The 21,058-nt window shown below is 70.0% G+C and carries 21 protein-coding genes and 2 pseudogenes; 10 read left to right on the top strand and 13 right to left on the bottom strand.

Going from position 1 to position 21,058, the window contains the following annotated elements; translation table 11 throughout:
* Together CS062_RS26915 and CS062_RS13415 are read right to left on the bottom strand one after the other, a co-directional pair.
* A pseudogene (locus tag CS062_RS26915) lies at positions 1-128 on the bottom strand (lyase family protein); the annotation flags it as partial.
* A gap of 16 nt (positions 129-144) precedes the next feature.
* Positions 145-1,080: pseudogene (locus CS062_RS13415) on the bottom strand (ComEC/Rec2 family competence protein); the annotation flags it as partial.
* A gap of 90 nt (positions 1,081-1,170) precedes the next feature.
* On the opposite strand from CS062_RS13415, the gene CS062_RS13410 reads away from it, so the two are divergent.
* The 3 genes from CS062_RS13410 to CS062_RS13400 are packed head-to-tail and all read left to right on the top strand — an operon-like array spanning position 1,171 to position 2,572.
* Entirely contained in the window at positions 1,171-1,638 is a 468-nt protein-coding gene (locus CS062_RS13410) for a RidA family protein (RefSeq protein WP_099862122.1), read from the top strand.
* Positions 1,638-2,135, top strand: coding sequence for a disulfide bond formation protein B (locus CS062_RS13405; RefSeq protein WP_099862121.1), 498 nt, complete (start codon positions 1,638-1,640; stop codon positions 2,133-2,135). Before CS062_RS13410 ends, CS062_RS13405 begins: the two co-directional genes overlap by 1 nt.
* 50 nt (positions 2,136-2,185) lie before the next feature.
* Complete coding sequence (locus tag CS062_RS13400; RefSeq protein ID WP_099862120.1) at positions 2,186-2,572, top strand: VOC family protein; 387 nt, start codon at positions 2,186-2,188, stop codon at positions 2,570-2,572.
* Positions 2,573-2,598: 26 nt separating this feature from the next.
* Here the strand turns inward: CS062_RS13400 and CS062_RS13395 are convergent, their stop codons facing one another.
* Both CS062_RS13395 and CS062_RS13390 read right to left on the bottom strand, forming a co-directional pair.
* Positions 2,599-2,928: a helix-turn-helix domain-containing protein gene (locus CS062_RS13395; protein ID WP_099862119.1), complete on the bottom strand. Its 330-nt coding sequence runs from the start codon at positions 2,926-2,928 to the stop codon at positions 2,599-2,601.
* Positions 2,912-3,169 (bottom strand): type II toxin-antitoxin system RelE family toxin, encoded by a 258-nt coding sequence (locus tag CS062_RS13390; RefSeq protein ID WP_099862118.1) that lies wholly within the window; start codon positions 3,167-3,169, stop codon positions 2,912-2,914. Before CS062_RS13390 ends, CS062_RS13395 begins: the two co-directional genes overlap by 17 nt.
* A 224-nt stretch (positions 3,170-3,393) precedes the next feature.
* Between CS062_RS13390 and CS062_RS13385 the strand changes: the two genes are divergently transcribed.
* Positions 3,394-4,995 (top strand): alkaline phosphatase D family protein, encoded by a 1,602-nt coding sequence (locus CS062_RS13385; RefSeq protein WP_099862117.1) that lies wholly within the window; start codon positions 3,394-3,396, stop codon positions 4,993-4,995.
* A gap of 4 nt (positions 4,996-4,999) precedes the next feature.
* Here the strand turns inward: CS062_RS13385 and CS062_RS13380 are convergent, their stop codons facing one another.
* The 7 genes from CS062_RS13380 to CS062_RS13345 all read right to left on the bottom strand — a co-directional run bounded on the left by CS062_RS13380 (position 5,000) and on the right by CS062_RS13345 (position 14,119).
* A complete protein-coding gene (locus CS062_RS13380; protein WP_158238782.1) occupies positions 5,000-5,623 on the bottom strand; it encodes a helix-turn-helix transcriptional regulator in 624 nt (207 codons plus the stop codon).
* 284 nt (positions 5,624-5,907) lie between these two features.
* Complete coding sequence (locus tag CS062_RS13375; protein WP_233218045.1) at positions 5,908-7,296, bottom strand: DUF1501 domain-containing protein; 1,389 nt, start codon at positions 7,294-7,296, stop codon at positions 5,908-5,910.
* Positions 7,297-7,337: 41 nt separating this feature from the next.
* Positions 7,338-8,867, bottom strand: a complete 1,530-nt coding sequence (locus tag CS062_RS13370; RefSeq protein WP_099862114.1) for a DUF1800 domain-containing protein — start codon at positions 8,865-8,867, stop codon at positions 7,338-7,340.
* A 616-nt stretch (positions 8,868-9,483) separates the two neighbouring features.
* On the bottom strand, positions 9,484-10,872 hold the full coding sequence (locus CS062_RS13360) for a DUF1501 domain-containing protein (RefSeq protein ID WP_099862113.1): 1,389 nt from the start codon (positions 10,870-10,872) through the stop codon (positions 9,484-9,486).
* 14 nt (positions 10,873-10,886) lie between these two features.
* Positions 10,887-12,593, bottom strand: a complete 1,707-nt coding sequence (locus tag CS062_RS13355; RefSeq protein WP_099862112.1) for a DUF1800 domain-containing protein — start codon at positions 12,591-12,593, stop codon at positions 10,887-10,889.
* A 175-nt stretch (positions 12,594-12,768) separates the two neighbouring features.
* Positions 12,769-13,407: a 3-oxoacid CoA-transferase subunit B gene (locus tag CS062_RS13350; protein ID WP_099862111.1), complete on the bottom strand. Its 639-nt coding sequence runs from the start codon at positions 13,405-13,407 to the stop codon at positions 12,769-12,771.
* Between the two features lie 10 nt (positions 13,408-13,417).
* Positions 13,418-14,119 (bottom strand): CoA transferase subunit A, encoded by a 702-nt coding sequence (locus CS062_RS13345; protein WP_099862110.1) that lies wholly within the window; start codon positions 14,117-14,119, stop codon positions 13,418-13,420.
* A 133-nt stretch (positions 14,120-14,252) separates the two neighbouring features.
* Between CS062_RS13345 and CS062_RS13340 the strand changes: the two genes are divergently transcribed.
* The 4 genes from CS062_RS13340 to CS062_RS13325 all read left to right on the top strand — a co-directional run bounded on the left by CS062_RS13340 (position 14,253) and on the right by CS062_RS13325 (position 17,791).
* A complete protein-coding gene (locus CS062_RS13340) occupies positions 14,253-14,660 on the top strand; it encodes a PaaI family thioesterase (protein WP_199174237.1) in 408 nt (135 codons plus the stop codon).
* A gap of 20 nt (positions 14,661-14,680) precedes the next feature.
* The gene (locus CS062_RS13335) at positions 14,681-15,235 is read left to right on the top strand and encodes a LuxR family transcriptional regulator (protein ID WP_099862109.1); all 555 of its coding nucleotides are present in this window, start codon (positions 14,681-14,683) and stop codon (positions 15,233-15,235) included.
* Positions 15,236-15,429: 194 nt separating this feature from the next.
* Complete coding sequence (locus CS062_RS13330; protein ID WP_091732368.1) at positions 15,430-15,771, top strand: HU family DNA-binding protein; 342 nt, start codon at positions 15,430-15,432, stop codon at positions 15,769-15,771.
* Positions 15,772-15,868: 97 nt separating this feature from the next.
* Positions 15,869-17,791: a B12-binding domain-containing radical SAM protein gene (locus tag CS062_RS13325; protein WP_099862108.1), complete on the top strand. Its 1,923-nt coding sequence runs from the start codon at positions 15,869-15,871 to the stop codon at positions 17,789-17,791.
* 9 nt (positions 17,792-17,800) lie between these two features.
* Here CS062_RS13325 and CS062_RS13320 read toward each other — a convergent pair whose 3' ends face one another.
* A complete protein-coding gene (locus tag CS062_RS13320; protein ID WP_158238781.1) occupies positions 17,801-19,108 on the bottom strand; it encodes a cyanophycinase in 1,308 nt (435 codons plus the stop codon).
* A gap of 185 nt (positions 19,109-19,293) precedes the next feature.
* Positions 19,294-19,533 carry a hypothetical protein gene (locus CS062_RS13315; protein WP_099862106.1) on the bottom strand — a complete coding sequence of 80 codons (240 nt, stop codon included), beginning with the start codon at positions 19,531-19,533 and terminating at the stop codon, positions 19,294-19,296.
* Positions 19,534-19,644: 111 nt separating this feature from the next.
* Here CS062_RS13315 and CS062_RS13310 point away from each other — a divergent pair, with 111 nt between their 5' ends.
* Complete coding sequence (locus CS062_RS13310; protein WP_099862105.1) at positions 19,645-19,863, top strand: hypothetical protein; 219 nt, start codon at positions 19,645-19,647, stop codon at positions 19,861-19,863.
* A complete protein-coding gene (locus CS062_RS13305; RefSeq protein WP_099862104.1) occupies positions 19,850-21,022 on the top strand; it encodes a patatin-like phospholipase family protein in 1,173 nt (390 codons plus the stop codon). Before CS062_RS13310 ends, CS062_RS13305 begins: the two co-directional genes overlap by 14 nt.
* Positions 21,023-21,058 lie beyond the last annotated feature (36 nt).

Raw genomic sequence — 21,058 nt, 5'->3', positions numbered from 1 at the left:
GCGACGACGTTGGCGATCTCCTTGCCCACCGTCGTGGGGCTGGCCGTCTGGCCGTGCGTGCGGCTGAGCATCGGCGCGGCCGCGTGCGCCTGCGCCATCTCGGTCATCTTGGCGATCACGCGGTCCATGCGGCGGCACGCCCCAGCCGGAGAACAGCGCATAGCCACCGGCCGCGGCGACGCCGAGCCACATCGCCGCGCGCGGCGCGGGCAGCCACAAGCACAGGCGCGCGCTGCGCCGCCACGCCCAGCCGGCCGCCGCGCCGGCGATCCACGCGAACATGGTCACATGCAGGCCGCTGACGCTGAGCAGATGGGCGACACCGGTGTCGCGATAGAGCGCCCAGTCGGCCGCGCTGACGGCGCCCTGGTCGCCCAGGCTCAAGGCGGCCAGCACGCCGGCGCCGCGCCGGTCGCGCGTCTCGCCGAGCTGGCGGTCGATCGCGTCGCGCAGCGACTGCCGCAGCGCGTCCAGGCCCGGCGCCGCCCGGGACAGTCGCTGTTGCCCCTGGCCACGGCAGCTCGCGGCGGCGGGCAGGTCCTGTTCGAGCATCCACAACGCCTGGTCGAAACCATGCGGATTCAGCAGCCCGTGCGGGCGGCGCAGCTTGAGTGTCAGCCGCCACCGCTCGCCGGCGCGCGGCGCCTCGGGCATCTGGTAGCAGGACAGCAGCAGCCGCGACGGCGCTCCCGCCGCGACCGCCGCCGCATCGGCCGCGAGGATGAATCGCCAGCCCTCCGCACCGCCCAGTCCGGTGGTCCGCTGCGGCAGGCTGGCCACCCGGCCGGCGAGGGTCATGGCCTGACCCTCGCGTGCCGCGGGCAGGACCTCCGCCATGCGCCAGGCGGCGCGCTGCGCGGTCAGGCCCGAGCCGGCCAGCGCCGCCATCAGCGCCCAGGCGAACCAGTGGCGCGGCCAGCGACGCCAGCGGCAGTCGCCCCGGCCAGCGGTCCCGTCCGCGCGACCTCCGGGCCACGCGAGCGGGATCGCCATCGACAAGGCGAGCACCGCGACGCACGCGCCCCAGGCCTGCCACGCCTGGATCCCGGGCAGGACCGGCAGGCGATGGACCAGCCCCATGCCGAGCAGGGCTGCTGCCGGCACGAGCGTCCAGCACCATGCCGGGGTGTAGGATTCGCGGCGCTTTTTTTCACTTCCGCGCAGACCCCCATGAGCACTTCCGTCTATGACCGCCTGACCCAGCTCGGCATCGAACTGCCGCCGGTGGCGGTGCCCGCCGCGGCCTATGTGCCGTTCGTCCGGACCGGCAACCTGGTGTTCCTGTCCGGTCATATCGCGAAGAAGGACGGCAAGCCCTGGGTGGGCCAGCTCGGCAAGGACACCGACACTGCCACCGGCCAGCAGGCGGCTCGCGCGATCGCGATCGACCTGCTGGGCACGCTGCACGCCGCGGTCGGCGACCTGAACAAGGTCAAGCGGGTCGTCAAGCTGATGAGCCTGGTCAACAGCACCGGCGACTTCACCGAGCAGCACCTGGTGACCAACGGCGCGTCCGAGCTGATCGGCGAGGTCTTCGGTCCCGAGAAGGGTGCGCATGCGCGCAGCGCCTTCGGCGTGGCGCAGATCCCGCTGGGCGCCTGTGTCGAGATCGAGCTGATCGCCGAGATCGCGGACTGATGCGCGCGCTGACCGCCTCGCGCGTGCTGGCCTTCAGCGCGCTGGTGTCGCTCGCCGCCGTGGCGGCGGCGCTGGTGGCGCAGTACCAGTTCGACGTCAAGCCCTGCCCCTGGTGCGTGATGCAGCGCGGCATCTTCCTGCTGATCGCGGCGGTGAGCGCGCTGGGCTGGGCGCTGCAGCGCGTCGGCGCCGCGCGGGTGCTGGCGCTGCTGCTGATGGCGGCGCTGGGCGTGGCGGGGCTGTTCGCCGCGGGCTACCAGCATGAAGTGGCCTCCAAGCTGGCCAGCTGCGACATGACCTTCGCCGATCGCGTGCTGACGGTGCTGGACCTGGAAACCAAGCTGCCGAGTGTCTTCATGGTCACCGCCAACTGCAGCGAGGCCTCCGCGTACACGCTGCTCGGTCTGCCTTACGAGATCTGGAGCGGCGCGCTGTTCACCCTGATCGCGCTGCTGTGTCTGCTGACGCTCAAGCGCGGCGCGGTGCATCGTCGGTGAGACGACGCGCCGATGTCCTTGAGATCGGTCAACCTGACGGGAGTCTCCCCATGAAGCGTGTGACGGGCATCGGCGGCATCTTCTTCAACGCCAAGGATCCGGCGGCCTTGCGCGACTGGTACCGGACGCACCTGGGCGTGGACGTGCAGCCCTGGGGCGGCGCGGCGTTCACCTGGACGGACGACGCGGGCCGGCCCGCCGGCGGCACGACGATCTGGTCGATCGGCTCGGCCGATCCGGACGGATTCGGTCCGAGCGGCAAGCCCTTCATGATCAATTACCGCGTCGCCGACCTGACGGCCCTGCTCCAGGCGCTGCGCGACGAAGGCTGCGAGGTGCTCGAGAAGACCGACGACTCCGAGTACGGCAAGTTCGGCTGGGTCATCGATCCGGAAGGCAACAAGGTCGAACTCTGGGAGCCACCGGCCGGGCAGTGAACACGGTCCGCGCCGTGGCGGCGGGATCAGAAGTTCAGTTGACCGGGCCGTATGCCCAGGGCCTTCGCGATGCGCTCGCGCGACGAGCGCCGCGGCCTTGAGCTGGCCTCGAGCTGCGCATAGGCGCCCTGCGTGATCCCGAGGCGGTCCGCGACCACCTGCTGCGTGAGCCCGAGATGCGTGCGCCAGGCCTTGGCGCCAGTCATCTGCTCGTTGAACACCAGCTGCGCGACGGCATCGGGGATCAAATCGCCCACGGCCTCGAAGTGCCGCACGAATTCGTCGTACGGGAGCACGACGAATGCGGGTGTGCCGTCCGCGCCCAGGATGGTTTGAAAGTCAATACGTTTGTTCATCGCGCTTCTTCACTTCCTCGATCGAGACGATCCGGACCTCGACGGCGAAGTCGAAGAACACGCGATAGTCCCCGACCCGCAGTCGATAAGCGTAAGGATGGTTCATCAGGCGCTTCACGTTGCGCGCGGCCTTGAGGTCCGCCAGCTCGATGACCACGGCTCCGGCGATCGCCTTCACCGCCTCGCGCGGCAGCTTCAGCATCTGCCGCATCGCCTTCTCGGTCCAGTTGATGCGATTCATGCATGCTATACGGTTTGATTAGCTTTTTCGAAGCTAATCTGATGCCCGTAGAGGTGCTTTGACATCGCTCAACATTGGATTTCCTTTCTCCCTCCAGAGGGGAGCGACGGGGGAGGCGCGAGCTCGCGGACCCGTGCGCCGTCAGCTTCGTCGAAGGCCATTCACCTCCTCGTCATACCCCGCCGGCAGCATCGCGGGCTTCGCCACCTCCCCGGGAGACCCGCATGGACCGCCGCCGCTTCCTCCACGCCAGCACCTTGCTCGGAGGCGGCGCGCTGCTGACGTCCCCCGGCCTGCGCGCCCAAGGCGCGCCGCAGGCCCCGGCCCTCATCACCCGCGATGCGATGCGCCCGCAGCTGCCGCATGGCATCCAGTCCGGCGACCCGATCGCCGATGGCGCCATCATCTGGACTCGCGCCGACCGCCCCGCTCGGCTGTGGCTCGACTGGTCCACCACCGCCAGCTTCGCCAACGCGCAGCGGGTGCGAGGCCCGCATCTGCTGGAGGACTCGGACTTCACCGGCCGCATCGACCTGCGCGGCCTGCCCGCCGGCCAGGAGATCTTCTATCGCGTCGTCCTGCAGGACCTGCGCAACGAACGCGTCCTGTCCGAGCCGATGCCCGGCCACCTGCGCCTGCCGGCCGCCTTCGGAAGCCGGGCCGTGCGCGACCTGCGCTTCGCCTGGAGCGGCGACACCTGCGGCCAGGGCTGGGGCATCAACGAGGCCTGGGGCGGCATGAAGATCTACGAGCAGATCCGCCGCATCAACCCCGACTTCTTCCTGCACAGCGGCGACACCATCTACGCCGACAGCCCCATCCCCGCCGAGATCGCGCTGCCCGATGGCTCGCTCTGGCGCAACCTGGTGACCGAGCAGACCAGCAAGGTCGCCGAGACGCTCGACGAGTACCGCGGCCGCTACCGCTACAACCTGATGGATGCCAACGTCCGCCGCATGGCGGCGCAGGTCCCGCAGATCTGGCAGTGGGATGACCACGAAGTCACCAACAACTACTCGGACAGCAAGGACCTCTCCGGCGACGCCCGCTATACCGAGAAGAACATCCCGCTGCTGGTGGCCCGCGGCACCCGGGCCTTCCAGGAATACGCGCCGATGCGCCGCTTCGGCGACGCCGAGAGCGAGCGCGTCTACCGTCACCTGCCGCAGGGTCCGCTGCTGGATGTGTTCGTGGTCGACATGCGCAGCTATCGCGGCCCCAACAGCGCCAACCTGCAGACCGAGGAGAACGCCGCCAGCGCCTTCCTCGGCCGCCCGCAGATCGCCTGGCTGCTCGACGGGCTGAAGCGCTCCAAGGCGGTGTGGAAGGTGATCGCGGCCGACATGCCGATCGGTCTGCATGTGAACGACGGCAAGGATGCCGAAGGCCGCGACAAGTGGGAGGCCATCGCCAACGGCGACGACGGCGCGCCGCGCGGCCGCGAGCTGGAGATCGCACGCCTGCTCAGCGAGATCAAGCGGCATCGGCTGCACAACATCGTCTGGCTCACCGCCGACGTGCACTACACCGCGGCCCACTTCTTCGACCCCGCCCAGGCCAAGCACACCGACTTCCTGCCGTTCTGGGAATTCGTCTCCGGTCCGCTGCATGCCGGCGGCTTCGGCCCCAACAAGGCCGATGGCACCTTCGGCATGCAGGTGGTCTACCAGAAGGGACCGGGCGTCGCCAATGCCGCGCCGGCCGTCGACACCCAGTTCTTCGGACAGGTCGACATCGACGCGAAGACCCGCGCGATGACGGTGACCCTGAAGGACCTGGCCGGCACCGCCCTCTTCAGCAAGACGCTGGCACCCCAGCGCGGCTGATCGATCAGCGCAGCTCGACCACCCGCAGCACGCCCTGCATCGGCGGCAGCTGCGCCACCATCGCGACCAGCTCGCGGATGCTCTCGGTGGCCGTCTTCGCGCGCACGCTGGCGATCTGGGTGCGCACCGTCGAGATCGCCACGCCGTGGCGCTGTGCGATCTCCTGCGGCTGCAGCCCGGCGCACAGCGACTGCAGCACCTGCTGCTCGGCCGCGGTCAATTGATGCTCGCGCGCGAAGGCCAGCATCGGCAGCTCGCCGCAGAGGTTGCGCTTGCCCAGCACCAGCAGGGCCTGGACGGTCCGCCCGAGGCCATCCTGCAGCGGCAGCACCGACAGCGAGAGCCGGCCGGCGCCTCGCCCCAGGCAGATCAGATGGCGCAGGCCGCGCTGCACGTCCGCGAGCGCGCCCTCGAGCCGGACCTGGTCGCTGCGTTGGGGGGCCACCAGTTGACCGTCGAGGACCTGCAGCGGCGAGGTCTCGTCGAGCTGCCGCCGGGCGGTGCTGTTGGCATACAGCAGCTGCCCATCCCCGCCGACCAGGCAGACCCCCAGGTCGATCTCCTCGAGCGCGTGCCGCCACCACCGGTCCGGCGAGCCTCGCCGGCGCTCCGGACCGCGATAGGACAAGACCCGGCCCGTCTCGGGGCCCCTCCCCAACACCATGCCATCCATCTCAGCCTCCCTGTTCAGGCGCGTGTGGAACGCGGCCCTCGACGTGCACGGTCTCCGCCGCGATGCGGTGTGTGGGGCCTTCAGGGATGTTAGGAGAACCGCTCGATCTTGCGTAGCGGAACTTCGCGGGCACGGCCCCCTAGGGCTGGGGGGCCGGCGATGTCGGGTTCGGCGCCGATATACCGGGAGCCGCGCCGGCCGCACGCCCCGTCGTCATCGGTGATCCACGCTGGTGCGCGTCAGCCCATGAAGCCCAGGTCCGCCGTCGCGAAGGCGCCGATGTTGGGCAGCACCGTCCGCAGCTCGCTCGGCGGCACGCCCATCCACAGGGCCAGCGTCGCGGCGAGCTGATCCACCGAGGTCGTCGGCAGCAGGCGGCCCTGGCCGACGTCGTCCGGGCCGTTGACGCTCACCGACGGCGCGGTGCCGTAGAAGCGCCCGCCCCGCACCGCGCCGCCCATCACGAAGTGGTGCGCGCCCCAGCCGTGGTCGGTGCCGTCGCCGTTGCTGCTCAGCGTGCGGCCGAAATCGGAGGCGGTGAAGGTGGTGACCTGCTCCGCCATGCCCAGCTCGCGCAGCGCCGCGTCGAAGCTGCCCAGCGCGCCGCCGAGCTGCTGCATCAGCAGCGGGTGCCGCGTGGTCAGGCCATCGTGCAGGTCGAAGCCGCCCATCGAGACGAAATAGACCTGGCGCGTCATTCCCAGCGATGCGCGCGCCGCGATCAGGTTCGCCACCGTCTTGAGCTGGCGCGCCAGCGAATCGGTCCCGAAAGCCGTGGTGATCGTGGCACCGCCGGCCAGCGCGGTGCTCAGCGTCGACTGCAGTTCGATCGAGCGTGCCGTCACCCGGTTGAGCTCGACCTCCATCGGATGCGTCCGTTCCTCGGTGATCAGCGACTTGAGCAGCTTCGCGCAGGAGCTCGACCCGAACATCTGGCTGCCGATGCCGGTGATCGGCTTCTTGCCGCCTGGCCCGGTCAGGTACTGGAAGGCCTCCTCGCCGGCCTGGAACACGGCATTGCCCGAGACATTGATGCAGGTCAGCCCGGCACGGCCATTGGCCGAGAGCATCAGGTCGGCCATCCGGCCGCCCCAGCCGGTGCGCGCGCCTTCGACGCTGGACGACTGCCAAAGACTGGCCTGGTCGTTGTGGGAGAAAAGCTTGGGCGGCGCCGGCACCGCGCCCGAGCGGTACTGCGCCAGCGTCATCGGCGCCATCAGCGTGCCGATGTTCAGCATCACCGCCAGACGGCCGCCATCGAAGACCGGCTTGATCGCCGACAGCCCCGGCGCCAGCGCCATCTGGCGACCATCCGGCAGCGCCACCGTGGGCGCAAGCGCGGTCGCGGCCAGCGCGTCACGTCCGATCGCCAGCGTCGGGCGGATCGCCGTGTAGGCCTGGTGGTTGACGGTGTCGTACGGGATCACCGTGTTGCCGTGGTCATTGCCGCCGTGCAGGAACACGCACACCAGCGCCTTGTAGTCGCCGCCGCCGGTGGCCGCCGCCGCATCGCCGATCGCGGCGAGCTGAAGCGCCCAGGGCGCGGCCGCGCCGGCCACGGACACGACCGAGGCGCGCTTGAGGAATTCGCGCCGATGCAGCGCGGACAGCTTGGACACATGGGCCACGGGAAGTCTCCGGTGAAGGTCGCGCGCGGAGCGCGACACGGTCATTTCTGGATCTGGTATTCGGGACAGGCGAGCAGCAGCATCCAGCCGGCGCGGGCCCGGTTGAGCTTGCCGTCGTCGGTGGTGCCGGCGATCGTGGCCACCGCTGCGGCGATGCGCTGCTGCGTCGCGTCGGAGATGGCGCCGCCGCCCAGCAGCAGCGCCTGGCGCGCCACCATCGCGCGCGGATCGGCCGAGAGCGCCATGTCGGCCGACAGGTCCGGCTTGGCATCGCCCTGCCCGGTCGTCAGTAGCGTCTGCATGAAGTTCAGGTAGCCGGTGACCGTCACCTCGTTGAGCAGCTGGAACTCGGGCGCGGTGGTGCCGGCGGCCGTCATCGGCGAATTCGGCGGCACATAGCCCGGCCGGTAGAAGTTGAAGACGGAGGGGCTGAAGAACGGGCTCTGGCCCAGGCGCGTCTCGGGGTCGCTGGTCTCGGGGATGGTCCACAGGCCGGCCGAGCTCAGCTGGACCGCGCGCGCCACCTGCACGAAGCGCAGCACCGGCTCGCGCAGCTTGCCGGAATGGCTCGCGCCGGGCTCGATCAGGCGCGCCTCGGGATCGAGCAGCACCGCGCGCAGCACCGCCTTGAGGTCGCCGCGCACGCCTCGGCCGTTGTCGTTGAAGGCCTGGGCGACGCGCTGCACATAGGCGGCGCTCGGGTTCGAGCAGACGAAGCGCTGGATCAGCTGCCGGCCGAAGAACGGGCCGACGTTCGGATGGTTGGCGAGGATGTCCAACGCCTGGCGCAGCGCCGCGGGGCCGTCGGCTCCGGCGGAGATGGTGCTGCCCAGCACCGTCTTCGCGCCGTCCGAGAAGTAGGCCGCGTTGTGCACCATCGGCCGGCGCATGAAGCCGGCATCGGCGCCAGCGGGCGCGCTCGTGTCGAAGTTCCAGCCGGTGAAGGCGCGCGCGAGCTGCGTCACCGTCGTCAGGTCGTAGGTCTCGACCGGGCGGCCGCCGGCCATCTGGACCGAGCCGTCCAGATTCAGCTGCACCAGGCCGATGGTGAAGAGCTGCATCACCTCGCGGGCGAAGTTCTCGTCGGGCTGGCGGCCCTTGCCGTCCTCCTTCTTGCTGCCGCGCATGGCCAGGAACGCGCCCATCGCCGGCGACAGCGTCACCGCCTCCAGCAACCCGCGGAAGGTGCCGAAGGCGTGTTCCTCCAGCACGTCCGCGTAGGCGCCCATCATCATCGTGCGCCAGGGCAGCGTGTTGCCCACCGCCGAGACGACGAAGATCTCCGACAGCGCCAGCACCATGCGCTGGCGCAGCTGGTCCGGCGAGCTGATGAACTTGCGCCAGACGCTGTTGGGCAGGCCATCGAAGTAGGCGTACTTGTTCGCCTCGGCGGCGAAGCCGTTGCGGCTCAGCCAGTCCCAGTGCGACTCGGTGCGCGGCGCCAGGAACTGCAGGTCCAGCCAGGACGAGTAGCCGATCGACTTGAGCGTGGCGATGTCCGCCTCGCTCGCGCCGAAGCCGGCCTGCGCCAGGAAGCGCGCGGCTTGCGCGTCGCTGGGCAAGGGCAGCATGACGGCGGCCGCGGGTGCGGGCGCCGGCCCGGGCTGGGGAGCAGGCGCCGGGGTCGGCGCGGGGCTCGGTGCCGGACTGTCGACGGGAGCGGGGGCCGGCGCCGGCGCCGGTGCCGGGCTCGGCGCGGGCGCGGGGGTGCCGTCCGGCGCGGGGGCGGCGCCGTTGGGCGCGGCCGGCGTATCGCCGCCGCCTCCCCCGCCGCCGCAGGCGCTCAGGGCAGCGGCGGCAGCCGTGGCGGCTGCGGAAGACCAGGGGAATCGGAACATGGCGGTGGGCGTCGGTACTGCTGACGTCCGGCACTCTAGAGAGTCCGCCCGCTCGAATCAGCCGCCAAACCGCAACAGCGGAAAGGCTCGGCAACGTCTCGGGTTACCGTGGCTTTCGACCTCGACAGCCGGGCGCGATCCCCGTGACCATCGGCCCTGTCGACGACCGGGGGCCCGATCGGCCGCTCGCCGAGGCGGCGCGGGCCACCGCTTCGTGCGACTTGTCACGGCGCGCCTCCCGGCGGCGCCGGCATGTTCGCGACGCGGGGCCTTCCGGCCCTCGAGGCCGGTGGCGCGGCCCTGTAATTGGCCGCGACAAACCGACCAGTTCCGCCGATCGACGCCGGTTTCAGGCCGCGAAGAGACCGAGGTCTTTCTGGTTGAAGTTCACGATCCCCGGGAGGATGCCCGGCAGGTCGGTGGCCGGCACGCCCATCCACATCGCCAGCGTCGCGGCCAGTTGGTCGACCGAGGTCGTCGGCAGCAGGCGGCCCTGGCCGACGTCGTCCGGCCCGTTCACGCTCACCGAGGGCAGCTGGCCGTAGAAGCGTCCGCCCTTGACCGCGCCGCCCATGACGAGGTGGTGGCTGCCCCAGCCGTGGTCGGAGCCGTCGCCGTTGGAGCTCAGCGTGCGGCCGAAGTCCGAGGCGGTGAAGGTGGTGACGTTCTGCGCGACGCCCAGCTCGCCGAGCGCCGCGTCGAAGCTGGCCATCGCATTGGCGACGGTGCCCAGCAGGCCAGGGTGCTGCGCCATCAGGTTGTCGTGCAGATCGAAGCCGCCGATCGACACGAAGTAGACCTGCCGCTGCGCGCCCAGCGCCGAGCGGGCACCGATCAGCCGCGCCACCGTCTGCAGCTGCGCCGCGAGGCCGCCCGTGTCGAACGGTGTCTGCAGCGTCGTGTTGGCCAGCGCGGTGGAGATCGTGCCCTGCGCGCTGATCGAGCGCGCGGTGACGCGGTTGAGCTCCTGCTCCATCCAGTGCTGGCGCTCGGCGGTGACCAGCCCGCGCAGCGCTTCCGAGCAGGCCGCGGAGCCGAACAGCGCCCGCGTCGCGCCATTGATGGCGACGGCGCCGCCGCTGCTCATCTGGTACTGCACCGCCTGGCCGCCCGACATGAACACCGCATTGCCGGAGACGTTGATGCAGGTGAAGGTCGCATTGCCATTGCTGCCCAGGAACTGGTCGGCCACCCGGCCGCCCCAGCCGGAGGTCGCGCCCTCGGGCCGGGACGATTGCCAGAGGCTGGACTGGTCGTTGTGCGAGAACAGCTTGGGTGGCAGCGGCACGTTGCCGGCCTTGTACTGGGCCAGCGTGGTCGGCTGCATCAGCGGGCCGATGTTGAGCATCACCGCCAGGCGGCCCGCGTCGAAGACCGGCTTGAGCCGGGTCATCGTCGGCGCCAGGGCCATCTGGCGGCCGTCCGGCAGCGCCGTGGTCGGCGTCAACGCGGTGGCGGCGAGCTGGTCGCGCGGTGTCGCCAGCGACTGGCGGATGGTGGCGTAGGCCTGGTAGCTCGCGGCGTCGTACGGCACCAGGGTGTTGCCGTAGTCGTTGCCGCCATACATGAAGAGGCAGACGATGGCCTTGTAGTCGCCGGGCGTGACGGCGGCGGCGGCCTCGTTGATCGCGGCCAGCTGCAGCGCCCAGGGCGCGGCGGTGCCGGCGACGGACAGCGCCGAGGCGCGCTGGAGGAACTCGCGGCGACGCAGCGAGGCCAGTTTCGAGATGTGGGGCATGGCTGTCGCTCCGCTCACTTCTGCACTTGGTATTCCGGCGCCGCCAGCACCATCAGCCAGGAGGCCTTGACGCGGTTGAGCTTGCCGGCGTCGGTGTCCGCCTTGATCGTGGCGACGGCCGTGGCGATGGTGGTGATCGTCGTGGCGGACAGGTCGCCGCCCGCCATCAGCAGGGCCTGGCGCTGCACCAGCGCCGTGGCGTCCGCGGCCAGCGCGAGGTCGGCCGTGTAGTCGGGCTTCATGTCGCCGATGCCGTTGCCGATCAGGCTCTGCATGAAGTTCAGGTAGCCGGCGACGGTGCTCTCGTTGCAGAGCTGGAACTCCGGCGCGGTGACGTTGTTGGCGCCCAGCTGGGAATTCGGCGGCACATAGCCGGGCCGGAAGAAGTTGAAGACCGAGCCGCTGCGCAGCGGGCTCTGCCCCAGGCGCGAGGCCGGGTTGCTGGTGTCGCCGATCGCCCAGAGGTCGCCGGGCGAGTTCAGGTTGACGGTGCGGGCCCACTGGATCAGGCGCAGGATCGGCTCGCGCAGCTTGCCGCCGCCGGGCGCCGTCGACGGCTGGCGGGCCTCGCTGTCGAGCAGGATCGCGCGGATCACCGCGCGCAGGTCGCCGCGCTCGCCCTTGCCGTTATTGTCGAAGACCGCGGCGATGCGCTGCACATAGGCGGGGCTGGGATTGGAAGCCACCAGGCGCTGGATCAGCTGGCGGCCGATGAACGGCCCGACATTGGGGTGCGCGACCAGCGTGTCCAGCGCCTGCTTCATCGCGGCGGGTCCGTCGGCGGTCTCGGGGATGGTGACGTCCAGCACCTTCTTCGTGCCGGTGGAGAAGCGGCTGGCCGTGTGCTTCATCGGCCGCGTCATGTAGCTCGGATCGGCGCCGCCGGCGTCGGTGGTGTCGAAGTCCCAGCCGGTGAACACCCGCGCCAGATCGGTGATCTGCTGCAGCGTGTAGGTGTCGATCGTCTTGCCGTTGCTGGTCTTGGGCGTGCCGTCCGGATTGAGCTGGTTCAGGCCGATGGTGAACAGCTGCATCACCTCGCGGGCATAGTTTTCGTCGGGCTGGCGGCCGGTGCGGGGATCTTCCTTGCGGTTGCCGCGCATCGCCAGGAACACGCCCATCGCAGGGGACAGGGTCACGCCTTCGAGCAGCGCGCGGAAGCTGCCGAAGCAGCGTTCCTCCAGCATGTCGACGTAGCCGGCGGTGGCCATGTTGGCCCAGCTCACCGGCAGGCCGGTCATCGACACGACGAAGATCTCCGACCACGCCAGCACCACGCGCTGACGCAACTGGTCGGGCGAGCCGATCAGCTTGCGCCACAGCGTGGCGTCGACGCCGGACAGGCTGTTGCGGAAGGACTCGGCGTTGTAGCCCTTGGCGACCAGCCAGTCGTAATGCTTCTGGGTGCGGGGCGCGGCGAACTGCTGGTCCAGCCAGCGGCCGTAGCCGGAGGACTTGACCGCGGCGATGTCGGTGGCGCTGGCCGCGAAGCCGGCCTGGGCGAGGAAGCGCGCGGCTTCTGCGTCGGTGGGCGGGACGCTGTTCTGCGGATCGCTGTCGGGGCCGCCGTCGCCGGTCTCGCCGCCGCCACCGCCGCAGGCGGCCAGCAGGGCCGCCGCGGCCGCCGCCGCAAGCGCGGCCGAGGTCCCGGAGGTCGACGTCTCATCGACGACGGGTTGGTCGTCGGTCGGAGCGAAGGGGGTATGAGCGGCGGCAGTCATCTCGGCATCAGCCCGAAGCAGCGGATGCGGGATGGTGGCGAGATGGCGCCGTCAATACACCGTCATTCGTACAACAGGTGAAAGACGCGGCAACAGGCTGTTGCCGCGTGACTTCTGCACGCGCGGAGTTTGTCGGTCTCGGATACGGCGCGGAAACAATGAGAGCGGCTGCGACTTACAGCAGCGTCACCCCGGTCTTGCTCTGCACGAAGTCCCGGGTGACCTCCGGCGCCAGCTCCACCAGCTTCAGGCCCTGCGGAGTGACGTCCATGACGGCCAGGTCGGTGATGATGCGGTTCACCACGCCCACGCCGGTCAGCGGCAGGGTGCAGGTCGGGATGATCTTCAGGTCCTCGGTGCCGTCCTTCTTGCGGGCGACATGCTCCATCAGCACGATCACGCGCGGCACGCCGGCCACCAGGTCCATCGCGCCGCCCATCCCCTTGACCATCTTGCCGGGGATCATCCAGTTGGCCAGGTCGCCGCGCTCGCTGACCTGCATCGCGCCCAGGATGCTCAGGTTGATCTTGCCGCCGCGGATCATCGCGAAGCTGTCGTGGCTGCCGAAGATCGACGAGCCGGGGATGGTCGTCACCGTCTGCTTGCCGGCGTTGATCAGGTCGGCATCGACCTCGTCGTCGGTCGGGAACGGGCCGATGCCGAGCATGCCGTTCTCGCTTTGCAGCCACACCTCCTTGTCGGCCGGCACGAAATTGGCCACCAGCGTCGGAATGCCGATGCCGAGATTCACATAGAAGCCGTCTTCCAGCTCCTGCGCGGCGCGTGCCGCCATCTGGTCTTGGGTCCAGGGCATGTCGGTCTCCTCAGGCGGCGGGTCGGGTGGTGCGCTTCTCGATGCGCTTCTCGGGATTCGGGTTGTGCACGATGCGGTGCACATAGATCCCGGGCAGGTGGATGCTGTCGGGATCGAGCTCGCCCACCTCGACGATCTGCTCCACCTCCACCACCGTGACCTTGCCCGCCATCGCGCAGGCCGGATTGAAGTTGCGCGCGGTGCGCCGGAAGACGAGGTTGCCGCTCTTGTCGGCGATGTGCGCCTTGACCAGCGCGACATCCGGATTGAGCGCGCGCTCCATCACGTACTGGTGGCCGTCGAACTCGCGGATCTCCTTGCCCTCCGCCACCATCGTGCCCACGCCGGTGCGGGTGAAGAAGGCCGGGATGCCGGCGCCGCCGGCGCGCAGCTTCTCGGCCAGCGTGCCCTGCGGCGTGAACTCCAGCTGCAGCTCGCCCGCCAGGTACTGGCGCTCGAATTCCTTGTTCTCGCCGACGTAGCTCGAGATCATCTTGCTGATCTGCCGCGTCTCGAGCAGCTGGCCCAGGCCGAAGCCGTCCACGCCCGCGTTGTTGCTGATGACGGTCAGCCCCTTGGCGCCGCTGTCGCGCAGCGCGGCGATCAGGGCCTCGGGAATGCCGCACAGGCCGAAACCGCCGACCGCCAGCAGCTGGCCGTCCTTCACGATGCCGTCCAATGCCGCATGGGCACTGGCGAAAAGCTTGTTCATCCGATGTCTCCTGCTTGCCGTTGATCCACGGGGTTCAGAACCAGCCGACGATTCTGCTACGTAAGACATTAGGTATCGCTACGTAGAATTGATTAAGCATCATCCCCGCCACCGCCCCTCGAAGGAAGCCCCGATGACCCAGCCCCTGGACGAACTGCGCGCGCAGATCCCGAAGATCTTCGCCCCCTGGATCGTCGCGCTCGGTCTGGAGCCGGTCCATGCGGAGGACGGCCTGCTGCGCTTGACGATGCCGGTGGCGCCGGAGCTGGTGCATGTGGGCGGCGTGATGTGCGGCCAGGCCTCGATGGCGGCGGCGGACACGGCCATGGTGCTGCTGATGATGCGCGAGCTCGGCGAGTTCCGCCCGATGACGACGGTGCAGCTGCAATCGACCTTCCTCCGCCCCGTCTCCGGCGCACGTTGCACGATCGAGGCCCGCCTGCTGCGCCGCGGCAAGAACCTGGCATTCGGGCAGATCGACCTGCTCGACGAGCAGGGCCGGCTCGCGGTGCAGTCCACGACCACCTACGCGCTGCTGTGACCCGCGCGCCGACTGCCACCATGAGCCTGGACTACCGCACCGCCTTCGACCAGGCCCCGATCGGGCTGGTCCTGTCCGAGAACCGCCTGATCAAGGACTGCAACCGCCAGGTGCTGGAGATCTTCGGCGCGCAGCGCGAGCAGCTGATCGAGCACAGCTTCGCGCTGCTGTACCCGAGCCCGGTGGAGTTCGAGCGCACCGGCGAGCGCATCATCGCCAGCCTCGATGCCTCCGGCTATTACGCCGACGAGCGCGTGATGAAGCGCGTCGGCGGACCGCGCGCGGGCGAGCTGTTCTGGTGCCATGTGTCGGGCCGCGCGCTCGACCCGGCGCGGCCCCATGCCAGCGGCATCTGGAGCTTCGAGGACCTGTCGGCGACACGCCAGCTCAAGGCCGACCTGACCGCGCGCGAACGCGAGATCGCCGCGCTGCTGATCGAGGGCCTGACCAGCAAGCTGATCGGCAAGCGGCTGGGCGTGAGCCCGCGCACCGTCGACGTCTACCGCGCCCGCCTGATGAAGAAGTACGGCGCGGCCAGCACGCCCGACCTGGTGCACCGGCTGCTCGTCTCCTGAAGCGTGCTGTGACAAATTCCCGGGCAAGGCCTGACGCCGGGAATGCCGATGGACAGGACCATCGCGCAAGACGTGACCCCGGATGTGCGATTTCATCGGTGATTTGCGGGGCAACCCGGGGATGCGGGCCGGATTTCTCGCGCACAATACGCGCCGTCCGGCTCGTGCCGGGCCTTAACTTGCAGAGTCAACGAATGAACAAGACCGAACTGATCGAACACCTGGCTTCCAAGCACGAACTGACCAAGGCCGAAGCCGGCCGCATCCTGGAAACGCTGCTGGACGCCGTGGTCACCACGGTGAAGAAGGGCGGCGCCGTCTCCATCCCCGGCTTCGGCTCCTTCAAGCAACACGCCCGCGCCGCGCGCACCGGCGTGAACCCCAGCACCGGCGACAAGATCAAGATCGCTGCTGCCAAGCTGCCGAAGTTCACCCCGGGCGCTGGCTTCAAGGCCGCCGTGGACCCGAAGGCCGCCGCTCGCAAGGCCGCCGCCAAGCCGGCTGCCAAGCCCGCCAAGAAGGCCGCCAAGAAGTAATCCACTTCTGGTACGTGCCGATCGCGGGGGCCTCCCCGCGGTCCCGAACAAACCCGGCCGATGCCGGGTTTGTTTTTTTGCTTCTACAGTTCCGCCCATGTCCGCCGCCGCGCCCGCCCTCCGCGTGCTGTCGCTCATCCCGCCGATGACGCAGCTCAACACGCCCTACCCGTCCACCGCGTACCTGACGGGCTTCCTGCGTTCGCGCGGCATCCCCGCGGCGCAGCGCGACCTGGCGCTGGCGCTGGTGCTCAAGCTCTTCTCCCGCGACGGCCTGCGGCGCGTGCGCGCCGCCGTGCAGGCGATCCCGCTGCCGGACCGCGGCATGGCCTCGCGCCACTTCGACGACGGCTTCGATCGCTACCTGGCCACGATCGCGCCGGTGATCGCCTTCCTGCAGGGCCGCGATCCGACACTGGCGCACCGCATCAACACGCGGACCTTCCTGCCCGAGGGCGCCCGCTTCCAGACGCTGGACGTCTATGTGTCCGAGGAAGGCGAGGATCCGCTCGCCTGGGCCTTCGGCGCGCTGGGCCTGCAGGACCGCGCCCGGCACCTGGCCACGCTCTACCTGAACGACCTGGCCGATGTGCTGCGCGAATCGGTGGATCCGCGCTTCGAGTTCGTCCGCTATGCCGAGCAGCTGGCGACCAGCCAGCCGACCTTCGACCCGCTGCGGGACGCGCTGGACGCGCCGCCCAATCTCGTCGACGAGCTGCTGCGCGAGTTGACCCTGGATGCGGTCGATGCCGAGCGGCCCGACGTGGTGCTGCTGTCGGTGCCCTTCCCCGGCGCGGTCTACGCGGCACTGCGCATCGGCCAGACGATCCGGCGCGAGCGGCCGGGCATCAAGATCCTGCTCGGCGGCGGCTTCGTCAACACCGAGCTGCGCGAGCTGACCGAGCCGCGACTCTTCGACTACGTCGACTTCGTGACGCTGGACGCCGGCGAGCGACCGCTGCTGGCGCTGCTCGAGCACATCGCCGGCAGGCGCGGCCAGCAGCGCCTGGTGCGCTGCTTCATCCGCGAGGAAACCGGCGAGCTGGCGGGCCAGGTCCGCTACATCAACTTCGTCGAGCCCGACGTGCCTTTCGAGGACGTCGGCACCCCGACCTGGGACGGCCTGCCGCTGCACGACTACCTGTCGCTGCTGGACATGCTCAACCCGATGAACCGGCTGTGGAGCGACGGCCGCTGGAACAAGCTGACCATCGCGCACGGCTGCTACTGGAAGAAGTGCAGCTTCTGCGACATCACGCTGGACTACATCTCGCGCTACGAGGCGGCCTCGGCCAAGACGCTGGTGGACCGCATCGAGGCGATCGTCGCGGAGACCGGCCAGACCGGCTTCCACTTCGTCGACGAGGCCGCGCCGCCCAAGGTGCTCAAGGCGCTGGCGCAGGAACTCATCGCGCGGCAGGTGTCCATCAGCTGGTGGGGCAATGTGCGCTTCGAGAAGACCTTCACCCCCGAGCTCTGCCAGCTGCTGGCGGACAGCGGCTGCATCGCGATCAGCGGCGGGCTGGAGGTGGCCTCGGACCGGCTGCTGCAGCTGATGCAGAAGGGCGTGTCGGTCGAGCAGGTGGCGCGGGTGACGCGCGCCTTCACCGAGTCCGGCATCCTGGTCCACGCCTATCTGATGTACGGCTTCCCGACGCAGACGGTGCAGGACACGGTCGACGCGCTCGAGTACGTGCGCCAGCTCTTCGAGAACGGCTGCATCCAGAGCGGCTTCTTCCACCGCTTCGCCTGCACGGTGCATTCGCCGGTGGGCAAGGACCCGAAGGCCTTTGGCGTGGAACTGCTGCCGCTGCCGCCGTCGCCGTTCGCGAAGAACGACGTGGGTTTCATCGACCCGACCGGCACCGACCACGACGCGATGGGCGACGCGCTGAAGAAGGCGCTCTACAACTTCATGCACGGCATCGGGCTGGAGCAGGACGTGCGGCGCTGGTTCAGCGTGCGCGTGCCCAAGCCCAAGGTGCAGAAGCACTTCATCGCGCAGGCGCTGGGCGCCTGACGGGACGCGCTAGCGCAGGCCCGCGGGTGCCACCAGCATCGCGCCGGGCACGGTCGACGCCGGCGCGGTCGCGTTGGGATCGGGCAGCCGCACCGGACGGATGTCCAGGCGGACGTCGAGCAGCGTGACGTCGTGCGCGTTGCCGTCGACATCGATCCAGCCCTGCGTGTCCGCGCCGCGATAGAGCCGGAAGACGAAGCCGGTGCGGTCGCGTGGCTCGGTGGCATCGGGCCGGATGCGCGCCGCCATCGCGCGCACCTCGGTGGCGGGCGACTGCAGCAGCTCGCTCATCGCCTGCACGATGCGGTTGTCGCCGAGGATGTCCGGCTGGAAGGTGTCGACCGGCCCGCGCGACGGCATCGACTGCCCCCGCGCCGAGGCGCGGATCGGCACCGGCGCGCCAGCGGCGATCTTGCGGGCCGCCGGACGGGTGACCCCACTGCGCAGGTCGTGGCGATCGCCGTTGTCGAGATAGCTGAGCCGCGCGCCGCGGAGGTTGAACATGCCCAGCGCCGGATCGCTGCGCGCGTCGCGCAGGTCCACCAGCAGCGCACCGCGTCCTCCGATGACATCGATGCGATCGCCGCGCACGACGGCGGCACTGTTCTCCTCCACGCCCAGGCCGAAGCGGTAGCCCTTGGCCAGCATCAGCGGCAGCATGCGGCCGATGCGGCCGCGCTTGAGGAAGTGCTGGTCGACGAAGAGCTCGTCGCCGACGAAGCCCAGGCCGCGGTCGATCTCATGGCCCTCCCGCAGCGTGCCGCGCATCACCTCCATCACGTTGAGCGCGTCGCGGAACATCACCCGGCTCATGATCGCCGCGCCCGCGCTGGTGCCCGCCACGACGCCGCCGCGGCGGTAGACGTCCCAGATGGCGTCGAGCATCTCGGTGCGGCGGCCGCCGGGCTGCAAGGTGTCGACGATGAAGCCCTGCGCGCCGCCGGAAAAGAAGACGGCATTGGACGCGCGGATCTTGCCGATCAGCGCCGGGTCGTTGAGGTTGCGCTGAAGGTCGATGCCCTCGAGCCGTGGAGCGACCGGGATGTGCTCGGCCTGCGCGCCGTGGCGCTTGAGCACGTCGATGATCAGTCGGGCGGACAGTTCCGGATTCGCCGCGGCCGTGGCGAGCACGGCAAAGCGCGCCTGGCCGGGACCGCCGGCCTCGTCGACGATGCGCTGCCAGACGGCGTCGTTGTCCATGCGCAGCGCGCCACCGATGACGATGGCGGTCTGGGCCGCGGCGGTACCGGCGCCGAGCAGCGCCGCCAAGGCGAACAGCACGCGCAGCCGGAGCGTGATCAGACGGAAGGCATCCATGCCGCCCATCTTCCACATCGCTCGCCGGATGGGAAGCAGGCCGGGCATTCAACCTGGGGGGACGCGGGCCTATGCCCTCGACGCGTCGCCCCCTCGGACACAGGGCCGCCGCCGCGAAAAATCCTCAAGGGCGGCAAGGGTTTGGGATCACGCGGCGGGTCGTTCTCGCGGGGGCTTCCGCCGGGTCAGCGGTCGGCGTTGCGCTTGGCCGCGTGCGACCTGCGCGCCTTGCGGATGCGGTAGATCAGCAGCGGCACGAAGACCGCCAGACCGACGACCAGCAGCGGGACAGCGCCGCCGCCCTGGCCGGGCTGCCGCAATCCGCTCAGCAAGGCCATCAACTGGCTGAAGCCGCGCGTGATCAGCCAGAGGAAGAAGAGCGTGACAAGCGCCGAGAGCGCGAGGCCGAAGAGGGTGCGTTTCATGGAGCCCGCGATGCTACGCGCTTCGCCGCAATCCCCTCATCGCTGCTCTGGAATGGACGTTGCCACCAGGTCCTTGTTCCCCATCCACGGCCCTGCCTCCAGGAGAAGCCCATGCTCGCGACGGCGTACCACCGCCCCTACCGAGACCGCCAGGTCCATAAGCCGACGCCGGCGACCGAGCATCCGCACGACGCCATCGTCCAGAGGGGCGGCCGCGCCGAGTTGCGGCACAACCCCACCGACGCGGTCCGCAAGGCGGTGACCGTCGCGGCGAAGGCCGGGGTGACGTACTGGCTGTGGCAACACCGGCGCCGCGATGGGACCCGTTGAACCGCCGTTGGCGTTCCCATCGGCGGACGCCGCCTCGTCGGTCGAGGTCGCCGGCACGCCGGCGCGCCCCGCCGCGACTTACGTCTGCCTGGGCGGCGGCAGCGCCCTGGGCGCCTATGCCGGCGGCGCGATGGAAGCATTGATCGAGGGTGGCATCGAGCCGGACGTGCTGTACGGCGTGTCGGTGGGCGCCACCGTGGGCGCCATCGTGGCCGGGAATCGCCCGGAAGACCGCCTGGCCCGCCTGAGAGGCTACTGGGAGGCCGCCAGCTCCGGCGATATTCCGATGCTGCCGATCGCGTTCGACGGACAGGCCTTGTCCGCCGCGCGGCTGCCGACCTTCGGCCCGACGGCCTTCAGGACGACGAGCAACGCCCTGCATGCGCTCGGCAGCCTGCTCACGGGGCGACCCGGCTTCTTCCGGCCGCGATGGCCCGGGCTGTTCTCGTTGCTGCCCTTCATGCCGCCGGACAACGGCCTCTTCGATCCCCGACCGCTGATCGAGACGCTGCAGCGCTTCATCAATTTCGATCTGCTGAACCGGGAGGGACCGCGTCTGCTGGTGCACGCCGTCGACGTGGAGACCGGCGAGCCGGTCCGCTTCGACAGCCGCGCGGGCGGCATCAGCCCGGAGCACCTCGTCGCCGCGACCAGCCTGCCGCCGGCATTTCCGCCGATGCGCATCGGCGGGCGCCAGATCGTGGACGCCGGGCTGGTGGCCAACGTACCGCTGGACCACGCGCTGTTCGAGGCGTCCGGGCGCCGCACCGTCATCGCCGTCGATCCGTTCTGCCTGCGCGGTCCGCCGACTCGGTCGCTCGACGACAGCCTGCACCGCGCTCAGGACCTGGCCTTCGCCGCCCAGACGGAGCGCACGCTCGCGGCGCTGCGGCGAGAACGCCATCTGCGCCACGCCGCGCTCGCCGGTGGGCCGGCGGCCGACAGCCAGGGCCCGGTCGACCTGCTGCTGGCGTCCTATCAGGCGCCGTTGCAAGCCACGGGCGCAAAGACGCTCGACTTCTCGGAGCGGTCCTTGCGCGAGCGATGGCGTTGCGGGCACGCCGACATGACGCAACTGCTCGACCATCGCAGCGCGGGCCGGCATTCGGAGGCGGCGGACGGCCTGGCGATCTACCGCAACCGGCCCTCTCCGGCTTGAGCGTCAGGACGACCGCGTCGCAGTCGGTGGTCCAAG

Origin of the sequence: Roseateles chitinivorans (assembly GCF_002761755.1) — a bacterium.
GTDB lineage: Bacteria > Pseudomonadota > Gammaproteobacteria > Burkholderiales > Burkholderiaceae_C > Roseateles > Roseateles chitinivorans.
Note: the sequence above shows the minus strand (reverse complement) of the source record. Positions and strands in the feature narration are given on the sequence as shown.